This window comes from Nonomuraea longispora (assembly GCF_004348345.1).
Classification (GTDB): Bacteria; Actinomycetota; Actinomycetes; order Streptosporangiales; family Streptosporangiaceae; genus Nonomuraea; species Nonomuraea longispora.
This window is the reverse complement of sequence record NZ_SMJZ01000059.1, coordinates 14199-32600: the sequence shown is the minus strand read 5'-3', so window position 1 is coordinate 32600 and position 18402 is coordinate 14199. Positions and strand designations below refer to the sequence as shown.

The 18402-nt window shown below is 72.3% G+C and carries 20 protein-coding genes; 2 read left to right on the top strand and 18 right to left on the bottom strand.

The window, feature by feature from the left end; translation table 11 throughout:
* Window positions 1-6: 6 nt before the first annotated feature.
* From E1267_RS17515 to E1267_RS17505, 3 genes are all read right to left on the bottom strand, one after another.
* Window positions 7-279, bottom strand: a complete 273-nt coding sequence (locus E1267_RS17515) for a hypothetical protein (protein WP_132333640.1) — start codon at window positions 277-279, stop codon at window positions 7-9.
* A 6-nt stretch (window positions 280-285) separates the two neighbouring features.
* Window positions 286-612 (bottom strand): STAS domain-containing protein, encoded by a 327-nt coding sequence (locus tag E1267_RS17510; RefSeq protein WP_132333639.1) that lies wholly within the window; start codon window positions 610-612, stop codon window positions 286-288.
* Window positions 613-743: 131 nt separating this feature from the next.
* Complete coding sequence (locus E1267_RS17505) at window positions 744-1346, bottom strand: DUF5994 family protein (protein WP_281283649.1); 603 nt, start codon at window positions 1344-1346, stop codon at window positions 744-746.
* A 159-nt stretch (window positions 1347-1505) separates the two neighbouring features.
* Here E1267_RS17505 and E1267_RS17500 point away from each other — a divergent pair, with 159 nt between their 5' ends.
* The gene (locus tag E1267_RS17500) at window positions 1506-2465 is read left to right on the top strand and encodes a tyrosine-type recombinase/integrase (RefSeq protein WP_246063981.1); all 960 of its coding nucleotides are present in this window, start codon (window positions 1506-1508) and stop codon (window positions 2463-2465) included.
* Between the two features lie 195 nt (window positions 2466-2660).
* On the opposite strand, the gene E1267_RS17495 is transcribed toward E1267_RS17500, so the two are convergent.
* From E1267_RS17495 to E1267_RS17460, 8 genes are all read right to left on the bottom strand, one after another.
* Window positions 2661-3281: an SRPBCC family protein gene (locus E1267_RS17495; protein WP_132333637.1), complete on the bottom strand. Its 621-nt coding sequence runs from the start codon at window positions 3279-3281 to the stop codon at window positions 2661-2663.
* Window positions 3281-3631, bottom strand: coding sequence for an ArsR/SmtB family transcription factor (locus E1267_RS17490; protein WP_220449529.1), 351 nt, complete (start codon window positions 3629-3631; stop codon window positions 3281-3283). Before E1267_RS17490 ends, E1267_RS17495 begins: the two co-directional genes overlap by 1 nt.
* Window positions 3632-3679: 48 nt before the next feature.
* Window positions 3680-4285, bottom strand: coding sequence for an energy-coupling factor transporter transmembrane component T family protein (locus tag E1267_RS17485; RefSeq protein ID WP_132333635.1), 606 nt, complete (start codon window positions 4283-4285; stop codon window positions 3680-3682).
* Window positions 4282-4956 carry an energy-coupling factor ABC transporter ATP-binding protein gene (locus tag E1267_RS17480; protein ID WP_132333634.1) on the bottom strand — a complete coding sequence of 225 codons (675 nt, stop codon included), beginning with the start codon at window positions 4954-4956 and terminating at the stop codon, window positions 4282-4284. The genes E1267_RS17485 and E1267_RS17480 overlap by 4 nt, the downstream gene beginning before the upstream one ends.
* A complete protein-coding gene (locus E1267_RS17475) occupies window positions 4953-6071 on the bottom strand; it encodes a thiolase family protein (protein ID WP_132333633.1) in 1119 nt (372 codons plus the stop codon). Before E1267_RS17475 ends, E1267_RS17480 begins: the two co-directional genes overlap by 4 nt.
* Window positions 6071-7432: a class I adenylate-forming enzyme family protein gene (locus E1267_RS17470; RefSeq protein WP_132333632.1), complete on the bottom strand. Its 1362-nt coding sequence runs from the start codon at window positions 7430-7432 to the stop codon at window positions 6071-6073. The genes E1267_RS17475 and E1267_RS17470 overlap by 1 nt, the downstream gene beginning before the upstream one ends.
* A 7-nt stretch (window positions 7433-7439) precedes the next feature.
* Complete coding sequence (locus E1267_RS17465; protein ID WP_132333631.1) at window positions 7440-8045, bottom strand: biotin transporter BioY; 606 nt, start codon at window positions 8043-8045, stop codon at window positions 7440-7442.
* Window positions 8046-8505: 460 nt separating this feature from the next.
* Window positions 8506-9942, bottom strand: a complete 1437-nt coding sequence (locus tag E1267_RS17460; protein ID WP_132333630.1) for an FAD/NAD(P)-binding protein — start codon at window positions 9940-9942, stop codon at window positions 8506-8508.
* Window positions 9943-10133: 191 nt separating this feature from the next.
* On the opposite strand from E1267_RS17460, the gene E1267_RS17455 reads away from it, so the two are divergent.
* On the top strand, window positions 10134-11213 hold the full coding sequence (locus tag E1267_RS17455) for a response regulator transcription factor (RefSeq protein ID WP_132333629.1): 1080 nt from the start codon (window positions 10134-10136) through the stop codon (window positions 11211-11213).
* A gap of 254 nt (window positions 11214-11467) precedes the next feature.
* Here E1267_RS17455 and E1267_RS17450 read toward each other — a convergent pair whose 3' ends face one another.
* From E1267_RS17450 to E1267_RS17420, 7 genes are all read right to left on the bottom strand, one after another.
* A complete protein-coding gene (locus tag E1267_RS17450) occupies window positions 11468-12103 on the bottom strand; it encodes a response regulator transcription factor (protein ID WP_132333628.1) in 636 nt (211 codons plus the stop codon).
* Window positions 12096-13361 carry a sensor histidine kinase gene (locus tag E1267_RS17445; protein WP_132333627.1) on the bottom strand — a complete coding sequence of 422 codons (1266 nt, stop codon included), beginning with the start codon at window positions 13359-13361 and terminating at the stop codon, window positions 12096-12098. Before E1267_RS17445 ends, E1267_RS17450 begins: the two co-directional genes overlap by 8 nt.
* Before the next feature lie 3 nt (window positions 13362-13364).
* Window positions 13365-14069: an ABC transporter permease gene (locus E1267_RS17440; protein WP_181957815.1), complete on the bottom strand. Its 705-nt coding sequence runs from the start codon at window positions 14067-14069 to the stop codon at window positions 13365-13367.
* A gap of 9 nt (window positions 14070-14078) precedes the next feature.
* On the bottom strand, window positions 14079-14996 hold the full coding sequence (locus E1267_RS17435) for an ABC transporter ATP-binding protein (protein ID WP_132333626.1): 918 nt from the start codon (window positions 14994-14996) through the stop codon (window positions 14079-14081).
* A gap of 154 nt (window positions 14997-15150) precedes the next feature.
* Complete coding sequence (locus E1267_RS17430; protein ID WP_132333625.1) at window positions 15151-16773, bottom strand: carboxylesterase/lipase family protein; 1623 nt, start codon at window positions 16771-16773, stop codon at window positions 15151-15153.
* Window positions 16774-16808: 35 nt separating this feature from the next.
* Window positions 16809-17420, bottom strand: a complete 612-nt coding sequence (locus E1267_RS17425) for a TetR family transcriptional regulator (protein WP_132333624.1) — start codon at window positions 17418-17420, stop codon at window positions 16809-16811.
* Between the two features lie 250 nt (window positions 17421-17670).
* Entirely contained in the window at window positions 17671-18372 is a 702-nt protein-coding gene (locus E1267_RS17420; RefSeq protein WP_132333623.1) for a tyrosine-type recombinase/integrase, read from the bottom strand.
* Window positions 18373-18402 lie beyond the last annotated feature (30 nt).

Below are 18402 nucleotides of genomic sequence, written 5' to 3'. Positions count from 1 at the left end.
GCGGGTTCAGCCGGGCGGAGCCGTCAGCCAGGTCTCGTGCAGGTGCAGCCGGCGCAGCCCCGGGCCGCGCCGGAACACCACCGTCGCCCGGCGCCCCCGCGCGGCCGGGGTCGGCGCGTGCCCCAGCGGCGAACCGCCTTCATGCGCCTCGCCCAGGCGACGGCTGCCTGCGCGTGGTGGCGGCGAGTGGGTGTAAGCGGCCAGTCCGGGCGGGCGTGGTGGGTCGGGGAGCGACGAGCTGCCGTCATCGCCCACATCAGTGAGAGCTGCGTTGGGCATGGCCGGTCACGCCATGATCGGGAATCGGCGTTCCAGGCCGGAGACCTGCAGCAGCCGGGTCATCAACGGGGTGAGCCCGGTCAAGGCCAGTGTGATGCCCCGGACCCGGGCGCGTCCCTGCACGCCGAGCAGCACGCCCAGCCCGCCGGCGCCACAGAAGGTGACCTTGGACAGGTCCAGCACGAGCAGGGTGGTGCTGTAGCCGAGCGCGTTGAGCAGCCGCTGGCGCAGCTGCTCGGTGGTGAAGATGTCGATGTCTCCGGACAGGTGGATCAGGGTGGGCGCCGCGGCGCTCGGACCGCCGAGCGGCGGGGCGGTGTCGATGACGGTCATGGAAGTCTCCTGTTCGGAGAGGCGGCGAATCGGGGGTCCGGAGAGATGCCTGCCGACAGGAGAGCGGTCCACCGCTGGATAGGGGTACCTGAATCCGCTCGATCCGGCCGGCAGGCGGCACGTGGGTGACCTCACGCCGGTGCTGACGCTGGGGTGTCTGAAGTGCTCGCCTTCTGCGCGATGACCGATCCGCCCTCGTTCTCCCAGCGGGCCGGGCTGTCGGTGGTCCCCGCGCGGGAGGTGGCATGGATCGCGGGATCGGGTGGCAGGCTCGCCAGGATGAGGATGTCGTCGGTGGCCAGGCCGGTGGTGTCCTGGGCGGTGAGCTTGAGCGCGGCCTCGGCAGTTCCGGCGGCGGTGTCGGGCGGGATGAGCAGCAAGGCGATCGGCTCGCCGGTGGCGAAGACGAGAGTGATCACGCGTGGATCGGAGTGGCGGAACCAGCCGACGCGGACCTGCCGGCCACGGGCCGGGATGCGGCGCGGGATGTGCTGCCAGGCGTCCCGGTACACCCCTATCCGCAGGATGGTCCGGCCCAGCCGCTGGTCGACGGCGGCGATGAGAGGAGGCAGTTCGGCGGCGGCGTTGCGGGAGCAGGGCCACCAGGCCCCGTCCACCACGGCCCGGCGATCCGGTGCCGGGTAGAGAGCGAGCCGGAGCGCGAAATCGACCCGCGGAATCGCCCATGCGACAGGGCTGAGGGGTGTGTGTTGAGAAAGGAGCGTCGGCGTCATGGTCGCCTGACCTGTCCAGGCCCCCTCCTTGCGAAGGGTGCCGGTGGTGGTTCACCGTGGACGACGCCGACCTGAATGTCAACGCTCGAAAAGCCCTCAGTGTCCCCATCTTACCTCACAACTTCCGGAATTGCGTGGTTCCGGAAGTACACTGGCGAGGTGACTTCCGGAAACACGAGCCGGTCACGAGCCATCGTGCTGCCCGGCCCGTACTCGGCGATCCTCGCCGAGTACGCCGCCGCGCTGAATCGCTCGCCCCTGGCCGAGACGAGCAAGACCAAATACCACTCGCGGCTGCGCGGTTACCTGGCCTGGCTCACCGACCAGGCCGACGCCGGCGCGCTCGATGGCGACCCGCTCGCCGATCCTGTCGCCGCCACCGGCGCGGTGCGTGACTTCCGCCGGCATCTGAAGAACGGCCGCCGCGCCCCCAACACCATCGACACCTACCTGTCGGCCATCGACGACTTCTATGCCCGCCGCGGCCTCGGCAAGCCCCAGGCGCGTCGCGAACGTGACGTGCGCCGCACCGCACCCCGCGCCCTGGACGCCCGGCGCGCGCGCCGCTACATACGCCACGTCCAGCTCACCGCGCCGCCGCGCGACAAGGCCATCGCCCTGCTGCCCTACTACGCCGGCCTGCGCATCTCCGAAGTCGTCGGCCTCGACCTGGCCGACGTGCGCCTGCCGGCCCGCAAGGGCGAACTACGCATCCGCGGCAAGGGCCGCGACGGCGGCAAGATCCGCCTGCTGCCCGTCCACCCCGACCTGCGTCAGGCCCTGACCGACTGGCTGGAGGCCCGCGCCGACCGGAAGGGGGCCGGCACCCACGCCGCGCTGTTCCTCAACCACCGCGGCGGCCGCCTGAGCGACCGCGCCGCCCGCGACATCATCACCGGCCTGGGCGACGCCGTCGGACTGGGTGACGACCCCACCGAACCCTTCAGCCCGCACGTCCTGCGCCACACCTTCGCCACCCAGCTCCTCCGCGACGGCAAAGACCCCATTCTGGTCGCCGAACTCCTCGGCCACGGCTCACTGGACACCACCCGCCGCTACGCTCTCCCCACCGAAGCCGACAAAGCCGCCGCCTTGGACGCCCTCATCACCGACCACTGACCGGGGCGACGAAGCTTCTACGGCACATCGACCATCGTGCACGTGCAGCTGGTCACGACTGGGCTTGCGAGGGTGACGGCGTGTACAGGACGACCCCGTCCACGCATCCAGCTAAGTTACTCGCGGGTGCCGCCAACGGCTGTCCGCACGTTCCTCGGCCTCAAGGACGCGCAGCGTCATCTGGATACGCCACGGTCAGGCGGGGGACTCCTCCTCGGGAGCGTAGAAGGCGGTGGTGGCGGCCACGGCGGCCTCCGCCTCGCCGTCCGTGGCGCCCCCCGCCTTGAACGCCTCCCCCCACGCCCGGCTGCTGCCGGTGATGAAGCCGCGGCCCTCGGGAGTCAGGTGGAAGGTCGCCTCCTCCACCTGCTCGCCGCCCGACAGATGCAGGCCCAGGCCCAGCAGCGCCAGGTCCCAGCCCACACCGGTCGCGCCGGGCCCGAACTGCGACCACATCTCGGCCGGCATCTCGGCGGTGTGCTCCAGCTCGAACAGGGTGCCGCCGTCCTCGGCCGACAGGCGCACCTCGACCTCGGAGAAGCCGGGGTCGGGGCCGAACAGCCAGGTGACCTTCAGCAGGCGCGGCGGCTCGCAGCGCAGGATCTCACCGCCGGCGTTGCCCTTCAGCTGGTACGTGCCCCCCGGCCGCAGGTCCCCGGTGACCGGCAGGAACCAGCGGCTCAGCCGCTCGGCGTCGGTGCAGGCCTCCCACACCTCCGCCACGTCGGCGTCATAGTGGCGACGCAGCGAGACGGTCTTGCGCTCGCCGTTGACCAGGTGGCGATGGGTGCGGTTGAGCTCGTCGATGAAATCCATCAGGCGTCCTTCGTGTCGTCTTTGATGCGGCGCTCGCGTTTACCCCGTGCCAGTTCGGTGGCCAGAGCGTCGAGCCGCTGGTTCCAGAAGCCGCGAAATCGTTCCAGCCAGAGGTCGACCTCCTGCAGCGGGCCGGGATCGACGGCGTAGAGCCGCCGGGTGCCCTGGGCGCGTACGTTGGCGAACCCGTTGTCGCGCAGCACCCGCAGGTGCTGGGAGACGGCCGGCTGGGAGATGCCGAACTCCTGCTGGATGACCGCGGTCACCTCGCCGGAGCTGCGCTCGCCCTCGGCGAGCAGCTCCAGGATCCGGCGTCGCACCGGATCGCCGAGGACGTCGAAGGCGTGCACAGCACCCAATATTTCAGGATTCACTTATATAAGTCAATACCGGGGCAGTCAGTCGTCGAGCCCGCGCGCGCTCAGCGCCTCCCCCAGCGCGTCGGCGTGCCGCAGCGAACTCACCACCAGCGGCACCGCGAAAGCGCGCAGGCTGCGCTCGACCCCTCGGGCCCGCTGAGCCTCCCGGACGCGTACGGCCAGCGCCGCGATGACGGGCACACTGCGTACGGTCAGCGACAGCAGCAACGACAGCCGGAACGGGTCGAGCCCGACCAGCCTCACCGGCCTCAGACATCGTTCCAGCGCCGCCATCATCGCCGACGTGCGGGTGGTCAGCGTGACCACCCCCGCCAGCGCGACCGCCAGCAGCACCCGCAGCGACGTGACCGCCGCCCCCTCCAGGCCGACGAACACCCACTGCAGCCCGAACAGCGCCACCACGAAATAACGCACCGGCCGCACCTGCGCCCACGCCGCCGCCGGACTCACCCGCGACACCGCGTAGAGGCCCGCCACGACCACGGCTGCGCCCCCCAGCGCCGCCGGCGAGGGCAGCAGCACCAGCACCGTGCAGGCCACGGCCAGCCCGGCCAGCTTCGCCCCGGCGGGCAGGCGGTGCAACGGCGACGAACCCGGCACGTAGGCGCCGCTCAGGTCGTTCACCGCATCATCTTCCTGTAGTGGCCGATGGCCTCGTCCGGGCCGCCGTCGGCCACGATCCTGCCCTCGTCGAGCACGAGCACCCGGTCGAAGTCCGCCAGCAGCGGCAGGTCGTGGCTGACCGCCACCACCTGCTGCGGCAGCCCGCGCAGCACCTCGGCGACCTGACGGGAATGGCGCAGGTCCAGCAGCGTGGTCGGCTCGTCCATCACCAGGATGTCGGGCTGGAGCACCATCACCGAGCACAGCGCCAGCAACTGCTTCTGGCCGCCCGACAGATGGTGCGCCGGGTGGTCGGCGTGCCCGTCCAGCCCGTACGCGGCCAGCGCCTCGTGCACGCGCCTCGCCACCTCCTCACGCTCCAGGCCCTTGCGGCGCAGGGAGAAGGCGACGTCCTCGGCCACGGTCGGCATCACGATCTGCGCGTCCGGATCGGTGAACAGGAACCCGACCCCGCGCCGGATCTTCGCGGCGTGCCGGCGGGTGTCCAGGCCGAGCACGGTGACGCCACCCGAGGTGGGCAGAGCAAGGCCGTTGATCAGCCGGGCCAGCGTGCTCTTGCCCGAGCCGTTGGCGCCCACCACGCCGACCCGCCGCTCGGGAAGGCGCGCGGTGACGCCGCGCAGCACGTCACGGCCGCCCAGCCGGACGTGCACGTCCGCGAACTCGATCACCTCACCACCTCGAACAGCGCGGCCACGCCCAGGCCGCCGCCGACCGCGGCCGTCGCCAGGCCGAGCGTGCCCGGCGGAGCGCCGGCGCGGACCAGCCGGGCGAACAGCCGGGTCACCACGACCGCTCCGGTGGCGCCCCACGGATGGCCCAGCGCCAGCGCACCGCCGTCGGGGCACACCCGCTCACCGTCGGCGCCGAGCGGATCGAGCCCGAGCGCGTCGGTGACAGCCAGCACCTGCGCCGAGAACGCCTCCACGATCTCCACCGCCGCCACCCGTTCCACCTCGACCCCCGCACGCGCGAGCACCCGCCGCACGGCCGGCACCGGGCCCCACCCGGGCAACCCGGGATCGCACCCGACGACGGACCCGGCCACCAGCCGCAGCCCCGGCAGGCCCGCGCGGTCGGGAACGATCGCCACAGCCGCCGCGCCATCGCTCACCGGGGACGCGTTACCGGCCGTCACTGTACCGCCGGCGGTGAACGCCGCCGGCAGCCGGGCCAGCGACGACGCCCGCATCGGCCGTGGCCGCTGATCGCCGTCGCGACCGCCGACCGGCACGATCTCCTCCGAGAACCGTCCCGCCGCGCGGGCGGCCAGCGCCGCCGCGTGACTGCGGCAGGCGTAGGCGTCCTGGCGCTCCCTGCTGACGCCGCACGAGGCAGCCAGCGCCTCCGCGGCCGGCCCCATATCCGGATCGGGATGCCCGCCGGGGGTGAAGGGCGCCCTGGCGTACGGCTGCGCCTCACCCCTGCGGGTGCGCAGCGGCGCGGTCGACGCGCTCTCGGCCCCTCCGGCGATCACCAGGTCCATGTCACCCGAGCGCACCGCCTGGGCGGCCAGCAGGATCGCCGCCAGGCCACTCCCGCACTGCCGGTCGACCGTCACGCCCGGCACCTCGTGGCCGAGCCCGGCGGCCAGCGCCGACAACCGGGCCACGTTGCCGCCGGGACCCATGCAGTTGCCCAGCACCACGTCGTCCACCGGCCGCCCCTCCACATCGCCGGCCACTGCGGCGATCACCGGGGCGGCCAGCCGGTCGACGGTCAGCTCCTTGTACGCGTGCCCGGCCGTGCCGATGGGCGTGCGCCGGGCCGCCACGACGACGGCCATCAGGCCAGCCGCCGGATGTCGGGGTCGCCGCCGGCAAGCCGGGCCGCCACCAGGGCGCGGGCGGGTTTGCCCGACTGCGTGCGCGGCAGGCTCGGCACCGCGTACCAGCGGCGCGGCCGCTGCGCGGCGTCCAGCCCGCCCCTGGCCATCGACTCCAGCGCCGCCCGCGACGGGGGCGAGGCGCCCTCCGCCTCGAGGATCGCCGTGACCACCGAACCCAGCGACGGATGCGGCGAGCCGACCACCACGACGTCGCCCACGCCCGGCACCGTCCTGAGCACCTCTTCGACGTCCTCGGCCACGACGGTCGCGCCGCCGGTCTGGATCGCGCCGTCACCCCGGCCGCGCAGCCGCAGCACCTCGCCCTCCCGGTAGGGCCGCGCCATGTCCCCCACACTGGCCCAGCCGCCGGCGTCGCGACGCAGCGGGCCCGGCACGTCACCCAGATAGCCGTCGGCCAGCCACGGCGAGCGCGCCCACACCTCGCCGAGCCCGGCCCCCGGCTCGGCCCTGACCTCGATCTCCACGCCGGGGAACGGGCGCAGCCCGCCCCCGTCGGCGTCGGCCGCCACGAACGACAACTCGGTCGCGCCGTAGTACGCCACCACGTTCACCCCGGCCTCGGCCGCGGACGCGCGCGCGCCGGGAGGGAGAGCGGCGCCGCCGACCACGGCCGTGCGCAGCGACCCCGGACGGCGCAGGACCTCGTCGAGCAGGTGCGGCACCAGGTGCACGACGGTGGCCCTCATCCCGGCCGGTGTCGTGGTGGGGAGCCGGCCGGGCACGACGGCGCACGCGCCGACGGCCAGCGCGTGCACCGCGGCGAAGGCGTACAGGCTGGAGGTCAGCGGTCCAGGCACCAGGACCGCGTCGCCGGCGCCGATCCCGGCCAGCTCGCTGAAGGGCGCGAACGAGTCCGTCCACGACGCACGGCGGCGTACCACGGCGCGGGGCCGCCCCGTGCTGCCGGAGCTGAAACAAGCCCACGCCAGGTCGGCGGGGTCCGGGTCGGGGGTCAGGGCGCGGCCGGGCGCGTACGGGAGCGGCTCGGTGACCAGGAGGTCCGGTGTGAGCGCGCCGGTGACGCGGGCCCACCGCTCGCGCCCCCAGGCGGGGTCGCCCACCAGCGGTGTGGCGCCGGCCAGGTCGGCGGCGAGCACGGCGGTCAGCAGCGCGGCCGGGCCGGCCAGCCCGATCGCGACCAGCGAGCCGGGGCCGATCCCCCGGCCGCGCAGGTGCCGGGCGGCGCCCTGGATGTCGGTGCCGAGCTCGGCGTAGGACAATTCGGCGTCATGGCCGCACACCGCCGGCCGCGCGGGACGTTCGGCGGCGTGCCGCAGCACGTGATCTGCTACCGGCATCGCGGGGTCAACGCTCCCCGGTGCGCAGCCGCTCGCGGTGCACAGCCGGCACCGCGTCCGGGTAGGAGCGCTGCACGCCCTTGGCGACGAAGGCCGTCACGACCGCCTTGGTCAGGTCGCCGGGCAGGAACGCGAGCGTCAGCAGCGCCGCCGAGCTCAGCGACACTCCGGTGACCATCGCCTGCACGGGAATCCCGACCAGGTAGACCACTGCGATGCCGCCCACCAGGCTCGCCACCAGCAGGTGCGCCAGGCGGGGCGAGCGGCCGGCCCGCTCCACCAGCCATCCGGTCACCGCCGCGCCGGGCAGCCAGCCCAGCAGGAATCCGGCCGACGGCGCGGTGAACGCGCCCAGCCCGCCGCGCCCGCCCGCCAGCAGCGGCAGGCCCGCCGCGACCAGCACCAGCAGTACGGCGACGGCCAGCGCACCCCGCCACGAGCCGAGGATCGCGCCCGCCAGCATCACGCCCGCGGTCTGCAGGGTGATCGGGGTCGCGTTGCCGAAGACGTTGAACGAACCCGGCAACCCGAGTACGGCGATCAGCGCGGCGAACACGGCCACTCTCGCCAGGTCGCCCGTGGGGAACCTGCGCTGCTTCCCTTCATCCTTCATGGGGTCGATCTCACACCAGAACGGCACGCTTCAGTCATGGAGGTATCCCACAACATTCGCCCCGATCATCTGCCACCGGGATACGAGGCGCAGCAGCGACCGCTGCCCGGCCGACGCGGATCAGCGGTCCCGCGCGGACGGCGCTCGGCGTCGAGCGGCAACATCTCCTCCACGATGGTGGCGACCTGTTCGCACCACCCTCACCGCCGGTCCATAGCGATGCACGATCGCCTCCAGCGCAAGGCCGCTCGGCCTGCCGGGCAGCCGGCGGCATGATGCGGGTGGTGCCGGGAGTCGCCCACGAACGTGATCGTCGCCCCGAACCCATCCAGCGCACTGCGCCCGGCACAACACCGCGCCCGCCACCACGCCCCGCACCGCCCCAGCACCAGCGGCACCGTGGCCGGCGCCTGCACCAGCCGCCGACCAGGGGACGACGCTCCTCCAGGCCGGCGGCTGGTCAGCCGGTATGTGCGGCCGGCAGCACGCGGACGGTACGGGCCCCCGCTGCGGCGACTCCGGGGATGCTCGAGGTGATGAACGGACCGCCGCCGGCCAGGTCGCCCACCACGTGCAGGCGCGGGTCGGCGGGGACCAGCCCTCCCGACAGATGCAGGGTGGCCAGCCCATCGGTGAGCAGGGACGTGATCAGCGGCTCCGTCGCGCGGGGCACCGCCTGGGGCGGCGGGTTCACGGCGTTGACGACGACGTCGGCGTCCAGGTTGTCACCGTCGCCCCGAACCTGGAACCCTCCCTTCACAGCCTCGATCTTGCGTGCGCCTGCCACCATGGTGAGCTGCCCGGACTCGAACAGCCGCAGCAGAGCTGCGGCGTTCACCGGCACCATGGGCGAGGCCACGCTGGTGGCCAGACGGAAGTGCCTGCGCAGCCGTTCACGGTCGGGCTCGGGCAGCAGCCGCCAGGCGTACGGGCCGACCGTGTGGGCGGTTTCCTGCAGCACCCGCCGCCCGATCCGCGGGTCGCCGACGACGGCCAGTTGCCGCCGCAACCGCCGCACGGGCTCCTCCGACCCCGCCGCAAGCAACTCGGCCGTGAAGTCCGCGAAGTCCTCGCCCGTCTCGGCCAGTTCGGCGCGAAGCAGCCCGGCGAGGTCGTCGAGGGTGAGGCCGCCGTGCTCGCGGCACGACGCCTCCACCCGCTCGGCGGTCAGGTGCACGGGCCGGTGGCCGAGGGGACGCTGCCAGACGTGGGGCAGCATGCCGCTCCGCGACACCAGCGTGATCCGCCCGGCGTGGCCGCGCGCGGCGAGCGACACCGCCACGTCCACGGCGGTCAGCCCGCTGCCGATCACCGCGACGTCGGCCGCGGCCGGGACGTGGCCGAGCGAGTTCGCCAGCGGATAAGGATCGCCCACGAACCCTGGGACGCCGCCCAGGCCGTAATGGTCCTGCGGCGTCCCCCCGCCCACGCACAAAGCCACCCGGTCGGCCGGATGGTCGTGCCCGTCCTCGGTGCGAAGCGCCAGCCGGAGGCCCCCGCCGGAACGGGCCACCGCGACGACCCGGGCGGCGACGACCCGCGTCCGCCACCCGCGCTCGCGCAGCGCGGCCAGGGCGGCCTCGGCGGTGTCGGCCAGGTACGCCCCGTAGAGGGCGCGCGGCACCAGCGGCTGTCCCAGCAAGTCGTCCCGGTGGACAGCGGCACGCTCCGGCCCCAGCCAGGAGGCGTAGTGCTCGAAGTCCAGATGGCGGATAGACATGATGGCGGGCGGGGCGTTGACCAGAACACTGTCCAGATCCGGCCCGTACGGCCGTCCACGCCACAGGTGCGGGGACGGATCGAACACGGTGATCTCCCCCATCCCCGTCCCGCTGACGGCCAGCGCGTCCAGCAGGCCGACCGCGGCAGCGCCGGCCCCGATGATCGCGATATGCACTACGTTTCTCCCTGCTCGTCCAGAAGGTCCATCCGACTCTCGCGGACGCCATGATCCCGCTCCATCCCCCGCCTGCGGGGGATCGGCAAAAGACGACCCCCTCAAATGAGGGCTTGGCGAAGGAGGGGAGAACAGGCAAGCTGACCCTTGTTCAACCCTCGCAAGGTGGCCCACCGCCTGAAGGAAGCTCGATGACCCAGCCGCCCCGCCACGCCGAGATCCTTTCGGCTGCCGAGCGGGCCACCAGCGCGCTGGAACTCTTCAGCCGTGCCTCTGCCAGTCTGCGCAGGCACATGCCGTTCGACGCCGCGGTATGGACGGCCACCGACCCGGAAACAGGCCTGGTCACCGCACCCATGCTGGTGGAGAACCTCGGCTCCGGCGAAGGATGCGCCGCCTACTGGGAGAGCGAACTCCTGGAGGAGAACGTTCTGCCGTTCCGTGACCTCGCCCGCGCAGCAGTCCCCGTGGCCGGTCTGCGCGCGGCCACCGGCGACCTGCCCGCGCGCAGCGCACGCTTCCGCCGCCTGCTCGGCGACCAGGGCGTGTACGACGAACTGCGGGCCGTGCTGCGGATCAGCGACCGGCCGTGGGGCGCGGTGAGCCTGTTCCGCATGTGGGGTGGTCCCGCGTTCGGCACGCACCAGATCGCCTTGCTCGCCGATCTGTCCGGACCACTCGCCGACCGGCTGCGCCGGTTCGCCCGTCCGTCCCGATCGGACGGCGAGCCCGGCGCCTCCGCGCCCGGCCTGCTGCTGTTCGACGAGCAAGGCGAGGCCACGTCGATCAACGAGGAGGCCCGGCGCTATCTCGCGCTCCTACCGGACGGGCCGTCCATACCCACAGCGCTCGGGCTGAGGCTGCCCATCTGGCTGATGGGCACGACACTGCAGGCGCGGGCCGTCGCCCAAGGCCACGACCGAGGCAGCGCCAGGATACGCATCCGGACTCTCGACAAGCAGTGGCTGACCTGCCGCGCCTCATGCCTGAGCGGTCCCGGCGGACGGCCGGGTCCGACAGCCCTCGTCATCGAGCCCGCGCCCCCCTCCGACCTGGCGGTCATCGTCGCCCAGGCATACGGGCTGACGCCACGGGAGTTCGAGATCGCTCAGCTCGTGGCACGGGGCCTGTCCACCGCCGAGATCGCCACGGCCCTGTTCATCTCTCCCCATACCGTTCGCGGTCACCTCAAGGCCGTCTTCGGCAAGGCGGGGACCTCCAGCCGCGGTGAGCTCGTCGCGCAGCTGTTCGCCGAACCCCTCCGGCAGTAGCCACCATCAGTGCCCGCCGGGCACCCATACCTCGCCCGATCCGCGGCGCTCACGCCGGCCCACCCTGCCGGACATGCCGGCTACCCGGCCCCGGCGCTCTCACGCAGGCCCGGGCCGGCGCCGCCGGCTCCTGATGTCGCGCATGTCGGTACCGGCGGCTGCCCCGCGGTGGTGCGGCGGGCGATGTCATTCATCACCAGTGCGTGCAGCGACCCATCATCTCCAGGACCCGCCCGAACCCCGGACCGAGGCCGTCACCTGCGGGGCAGGATGCCCCGCTGGAAGGCGGCGGCCACCGCCGACGCCCGGTCGGTGACGCCGAGCTTGGCGTAGACGTGCAGCAGGTGCGTCTTGACCGTGGCCTCACTGATGAACAGGCGGGCCGCCGCCTCCCGGTTGGTGGTGCCCTGCGCGATCAGGTCGAGGATCTCCAGCTCCCGCCCGCTCAGCGGGTCGGCGGGGGCGCGGACCTGGCCGAGCAGGCGGGTGGCCACCGACGGGGAGAGCGCCGCCTCGCCGCGCGCCGCCGCGGCGACCGCGCGCGCCAGCTCCTCCCGAAGCGCGTCCTTGAGCAGGTAGCCGGTCGCGCCCGCCTCGATCGCGGGCAGCACGTCGCTGTCGGTGTCGTACGTGGTCAGCACCAGCACCCGCGCCTTGAGACCCAGCCGGGCCAGCTCCCTGATGGCCGTCATCCCGTCCATCCTCGGCATGCGCAGGTCCATGAGGATCACGTCGGGATCGAGCGCCCGCGCCAGGTCGACCGCCTGGGCGCCGTCGCCGGCCTCGGCGACCACCTCGAAGCCGGGATCGCCGGCGAACATGCCGCGGATGCCGTCGCGGACGATGGGGTGGTCGTCGGCTATCAGCAGCCGGACGGGGGCCTCAGGCACTCCGGGACTCCTCAGGGGTGGTGGCGGGCACGGTGATGGCGGGCACGGTGATGGCGGGCACGGTGATGGCGGGCACGGCGGCGGAGACGGCGGTGCCGGCCCCGGGCTCGGACTCGATCTCGAAGGCGCCCGCCAGGCAGACCACCCGCTCGCGCATCGACGCCAGGCCGAAGCCGCCGCCGGCGAGCGCGCGCGCCTGGTCGAAGCCGGCGCCGTCGTCGCGGACGTCCAGGCTGACCACGTCCTCCATGTAGGACAGTGTGAGCCAGGCCCGCGTCGCCCCGGCGTGCTTGGCGATGTTGGCCAGCGCCTCCTGGGCGACACGGAGCAGCGTCGCCTCGACCTCCGGGTTCACCGGACGTGCCGTGCCGGTCGTGGACACCTCCACGCGCACGGCGTTCAGCTCCGACCACCGGGCGGCGATCTCCGCGAGCGCCGCCGGCAGCGGGGCGCAGGCCAGAGGGCCCGGCTGGACGGCGTGCACGGACCTGCGGGCCTCGGTCAGGCTCTCTCGGGCCAGCCCCATCGCGTGGTCGAGGTGCCGGCGCCACGCCCGCGCGTCGGCCTCGGTCTGCACGGCCGCCTGCAGTTGCGTGATGATGCCGGCCAGCCCCTGGGCGAGCGTGTCGTGGATCTCCCTGGCCATGCGCTGGCGCTCGTCGAGCACGCCGGCCTCGCGGGCCTGCAGAAGGAGCTGGGCGTGCAGGCCGGCGTTCTCCCGCATCGCCTCCTCCAGCCGCGTCACCATACGTTCGCGTTCGGCGCTGCGCTCGGCCGTGACCTCGCCGACGAAGCTGAACAGGCTGACGCCCGCCACGATCGCGGCGGTGAACACCACGTGGGTGGCGATCGCGGGCAGGGTGGGCTCGGGCAGCCCTCCGCTGAAGGCCGTGATCGAGATGACCGCCGTGGCCGCCACCCCGGCGAACTTCCATTTCCCCTTCAGCAGGTGCCAGGAGTGGAGGTAGCCGGTGAAGGCGAAGAAACTGCCGAACCACAATCCACGCGAGCAGAGCATCGCGATGAGGATCACCAGGCCCGTTACATAGACGACCGGATGGCGCCTGGGCATGAGCCAGACCCACGCCGCGGCGAGCACGGAGAGGCCGAGCGTGACGAGATGGTACGTTCCCGGCCGGTCGTCGGTCAGCAACGACAGCGCCATGGAGACGGCCAGCAGGACGTACGGGACGGTGGTGAGCAGCCGTTGCAGCAGCCGCTCCCACTGATCCAGACGGGAGACGTCCTCTGTCGTCATCGCTCACTCCCAGCGGAAGAACCTGGCCGCGGCAAGACCGACGATCACCGCGTACGCGGCCATGACGCCCAGCAACAGCAGGTCCGGCGTCAGCCCCGCCCAGACGTCATGAAGGGCCTGCCGGAACGCGCCCATGGGGGTGAACGCGCCGATGCGTGCCAGGATATCCGGCATCTGGTCCGCCGGCTGCGTGAGCCCGGCGAGGTAGGCCAGCGGGAAGTACAGCAGCACGCCCACCCCGTTGGCGGTGCGCCCGTTCGCCGCCAACGCCGCGATCAGCAGCCCGACGGCGAACATCGCGGCCGTGCCGAGGAGGAACACCGCGGCGACCCGGAGCGCCTGGGAGGGCACGTGCGCGCCCAGGACGGTGCCCGCGACCGCGGTCAGCAGCGCGCAGGCGGTCAGCGCCAGCACGAACTGCAGGATGAGCTGCACCGCCAGCATGCTCCCCGGGCGTACCGGGGTGGTGGACAGCCGGCGCAGGATGCCGCGTTCGCGGTAGGTGGCCAACGTGGTCGGCAGCTGGTACAGGCCGACCAGCCCGACGGCGATCACCAGCGTGATCGGCAGGAACACCGTGTCGCCGGGTGGGATCGAGCTGCCGAAGACGAAGAGGATGAACAGCGGGATGAGCACTGTGAAGATCGAGCCGGGCTCGCGGGCCAGCAGCTTGAGCTCGACGGTGGTGAGCTTGGCGATGACGGTCATGGGTCTTCCTCACGGGTGGAACGAACGACCGGTCAGGGTGGTGAACGCGTCGTCGAGCGTGCGCTTGTCGATGCGCAGGTTCGCGACGGGGATGAGGTTGCGGGCCAGGGCCGAGGTGACGGCCGTGGCGAAGTCTCCCCGGCCCGTCACGCTCACCCGGTCGCCGTCACGCGTCACACCCGAGACGCCGGGAAGGCCGCTCAGCAGGGCGACCGGGTCGTCGGCGGCGCCGGCCATCAGCGTGAACCGCACCTGATGCTCGGCGTCGACCTCGTCGATCAGCTCCGCCGGGCTGCCGGTCGCGACGATGCCACCCCGATCGAAGACCGCGACGCGGTCGCAGAGCTCCTCCACCTCGTCCATGAAGTGGCTGACCAGGACGACGGTGACGCCCGAGGCCCGTACCTGCTTGATCAGCTCCCAGGTGGCCCGGCGGGCCTGCGGGTCGAGCCCGCTGGTGAGCTCGTCGAGGAAGGCCACCTTCGGATTGCCCACCAGGGCCAGGGCGATGAACAGCCGCTGCTTCTGGCCGCCCGACAGCTTGCCGAAACGAGCGTCGCGCTTGTCGCCCAGCCCCCACTGCTCCAGCAGCTTGCGCCAGTCGTTCGGCTCGGCGTAGAAGGTGGCGTACAGGTCGAGCACCTCCCACACCTTGATGTTGTCGGGCAGCTCCGTGTGCTGCAGCTGCACCCCGATGCGCTCGCGCAGCGCGCGGCCGTCGCCGATCGGGTCCAGCCCGAGCACCCGGATCGTGCCGCTGTCGGGCCGCCGCAGGCCCTCCACGCACTCGACGGTGGTGGTCTTGCCGGTGCCGTTGGGGCCCAGCAGGCCGAAGATCTCGCCTTCCTCGACGGAGAAGGAGACGCCGTTCAGAACCGTGTGGCCGCCGTACCTCTTGGTGAGGCCGGCGACGTCGATGACTGCCATGCGTCCATCGTGATCTCCCAGCTCAGGCCGGGGATCGACCCGCCGGCCATGATCGGCGGCGGATCGGGCTGAGCGCGCAATCAACCGATGGGTGGATGGTGCGCCCAGCCCGGATCTGATGGCGGCGCCCCCGGTCGGGCGCCGCGAGGCGGCCTCAGCTGAGCTTGTTCCAGAAGGAGCACTGGTGGTCGGCGGCGTAGTCGACGGGCCGCACGGCGTCCGGCACCAGGCCGAGGACCGGCCCCTGCCCGGTGAAGCGGGACCAGCGCGGCGAGCCCTTCCCGTTGGGGTCGCCGGTGCGGGCGAAGGCGGTCCAGTAGTCGACTATCTGCGCGCCGAGCCGCTGCTGCGCCGGCGTGGGGAGGATGTTGACGCCGTTCAGGTCGAACAGGGACGGCAGGTCGCTGGCGTGGGCCGCGCCCGGGGGCAGCCCGGGGACGTCGATGCCGTTGACGTTCGGCGCGTTGCGGTCACCGAACTCGTAGGCGTAGACGTCGGTGTGGCGGGCGAACAGCCGGTCGGCCTCAAGCGTGGGGCAGGCCCAGGAACGGTCGGTGTTCACCGCCGCCCAGGCCATCGCCGGCGAGTCGTAGGCGGAGAGCGGGTAGCGGGCCTGCACCTCGTCGGCCTTGTCGCCGAACGTCGTGCGCATCAGCTCGGGGTAGCGCTCGGCGGTGAACTTCTGGCCCCCCATGGCGGCGCCGCCGATGAAGGCGCGCATCTCGTCGCGGGTGCCGCCGGAGATCACCGGCACACGATGGAACGAGCCCTTGCGCAGCGCTGTGGCGGGGTTCTTGGGCAGCAACGGCGTGCCGTAGGTGATGTGGTCGCTGAAGGTGGTCATGTGCGGCAGGAAGTCGGCGACGGGACGCTTGCGCATGCAGTCGAGGGTCTCGCGGGCCGAGCCCTTGTCGCACTTCAGGGTCCGGGCGAGCGCGGCGCCGTCCTTCTTGGTCGTCGCCAGGGACGTGTACGGGGTGTGCGCGTGAGAGCTGGGGAACAACCCTCCCTTCGGCCAGTCGATGAGGCACGAGCCGGAGGAGACGATCGCCTTGTCGAACAGGCCGGCCGAGGCAGGCGTGGTCAGCAGGCCGCACGTGCTCATGCCGCCCGCGGACTGGCCGAAGACGGTGACATTACCCGGGTCGCCGCCCAGCGCGGCGGCGTTACGGCGCGTCCAGCGCAGCGCGGCGATCTGGTCCGCCAGCCCGTACGTGCCCGAGCCGGTCAGTTCCTCGTGACCGAAGTAGCCGAGCACGCCGAGCCGGTAGTTCACCGTCACGACCATCACATTGCCCTGGGTGGCCAGGCGCTGGGCGTCGTACTGGCTGCCGGCGCCGCTGGTGAACCCGCCGCCGTGGATCCAGACCATCACCGGGAGCGGCTTGCCGCCGGAGTTGCGCGGCATGGTGACGTTGACGTACAGGCAGTCCTCGTCGGTCAGCGGCACACCGGGCATCTTGGCCTGGGGGCACGCGGCGCCGGGCTTGGTGGCGTCGGCGACGCCGCTCCACGGCCGCACGGCCTTGGGAAGGGCCCAGCGCAGGCGGCCGACCGGCGGCTCGGCGTAGCGGATGCCGGAGAAGGTCCGGACCGCGCCCTTGTCGACGCCACGAACGCGCCCGGACTGCAGGCGGACGACCGGCGAGCCGGTCGCCTGGGCCGACACCGCCGGCTTCGGGTCGGGAGCGGGCGGGCCGGTGGTCTGTGTGGGGGCCGCCGCACCCAGCGTGAGCAGGAACGCGCCGGGGCACACCAGGCGGTGCAGGACTTTCATGAAGGATGTCTCCCTGTCAATGGTGGGTGTGTGTGTCAGGTGTCCGCGCGGGTGGCCCGCTCGAACAGCGACACCAGTTCGCGGGCGTAGGCCCGCAGATCCAGGGCGGTGTCGCCGGCCAGCAGGAAGTTCGGCCCCTCGACGGAACGCTGAAGGCTGGTCGCCATCACCTGGACGTCGAATTCGCGGAACTCGCCGGTCTGCTGCCCCCAGTGGAGGATCTGCTCCACTGGGGAGAGCGCGGCGCGCTCCTTGGGCTCGCCGTAGTCGATGCCGCCGTTGATGAAGATGTCGAGCAGCGCCTTCATCTCCACCCGATGAGCTCCGGAGAACTCGACGTTCCCCTCGATGTACGCGCGGAGCGCCTCCGTCGCCGTCGGCTGGTCTGCCAGCCGCTCGGTCATGAACGCGGTGATCTCGCCGTAGATCTGGATGACCGCCTGCTTGACCAGCTCGTTCTTGCTCGCGAAGTGGTAGGAGATCAGGCCCGTGCTGGACAGGCCCGCCCGCTTGGCGATCTGGGCGAACGAGGCACGGGCGTAGCCCAGTTCGGCGATCGTCTCGATCGTGGCGGCCACGATCTGCGCCCGCCGTGCGCTCTCCGTGAACGTCCGGCCGCGTGTGCCGGACGACTCATTTGCTCGCATAAGCAAATCCTAGCTTACATGAGCAAATCCTGCGCAAGGGGCGACGGCGGCGATGAACCCGTTCGTCCCGTTGGCCCACCGCTCGGGTCGGCGCGACCAGCCCCAAAGTAACTCTCTGTAGCCTTCGTCGCCGAGTGTGTCTGGAGCCGCTGAATCGGCTCCGGAACTCCCGTATGCGGGTCCAGCCGAGATACAGGTAAAACCGGCCACGAGTCGATCTTGATACCCGTTTCTGCAGGCCAGTGTGCGGTCAGCGGTCAACCGTGATCAGTTTGAGGGCGTCTTCCTTGTCCTGGTCGGAGGGCAAGCTGTACCGGCGGGTGGTCTCCAGGCGTGCGTGGCCGAGGATCTCGGCGACCAGGACCAGGTCGGTTTTGCCGCGGACCAACGTGGTGGCGAGGGCGTGGCGCAGGACGTGCGCCGTGGTGGGATCGTCCAGCCCGGCTGTCTGGGCGATCTCGGCGATGATGCCGCCGGCGGCGCGGGCGGTCAGCCGTCCGCCCTTGGCGTTAAGGAACAGGGCCCGGTTGTCGCCGGCGTGGGGCCAGTTGGGGCGTTCGTCGAGCCAGAGCTGTAGCTCGGTGCGGAGCTTGGGGTGAATGTCGACTTCGCGGAATGTGTCGCCCTTGCCGTACAGGCGCAGCTTGCCCTTGCGGGCCGACATCTGGACGTCGCCGACGTCGAGCCGGACGACCTCGCTGATGCGGGCGCCGGCGTAGTACTGGATCAGCGCGATGCACCGGCCGCGGGGGGACAGATGGGCCTCGACGGCGCGCAGCCAGCGGATGCGGGCGCGTTCGGCCAGGGCGCGCGGCGCGTTCTTGGGCAGGTCTTCACGCGCGATGTCGGCCTTGCCCAGGCCCCGGCGGACGTGGAAGTCGTCCAGCGCGGTGAGGACGGAGTTGACGTAGACGCGGCTGCGCTTGGCAGGGCCGTCGCGCAGCAGCCACATGCGTCGGAAGTCACGCTCGGGAGCCTACTT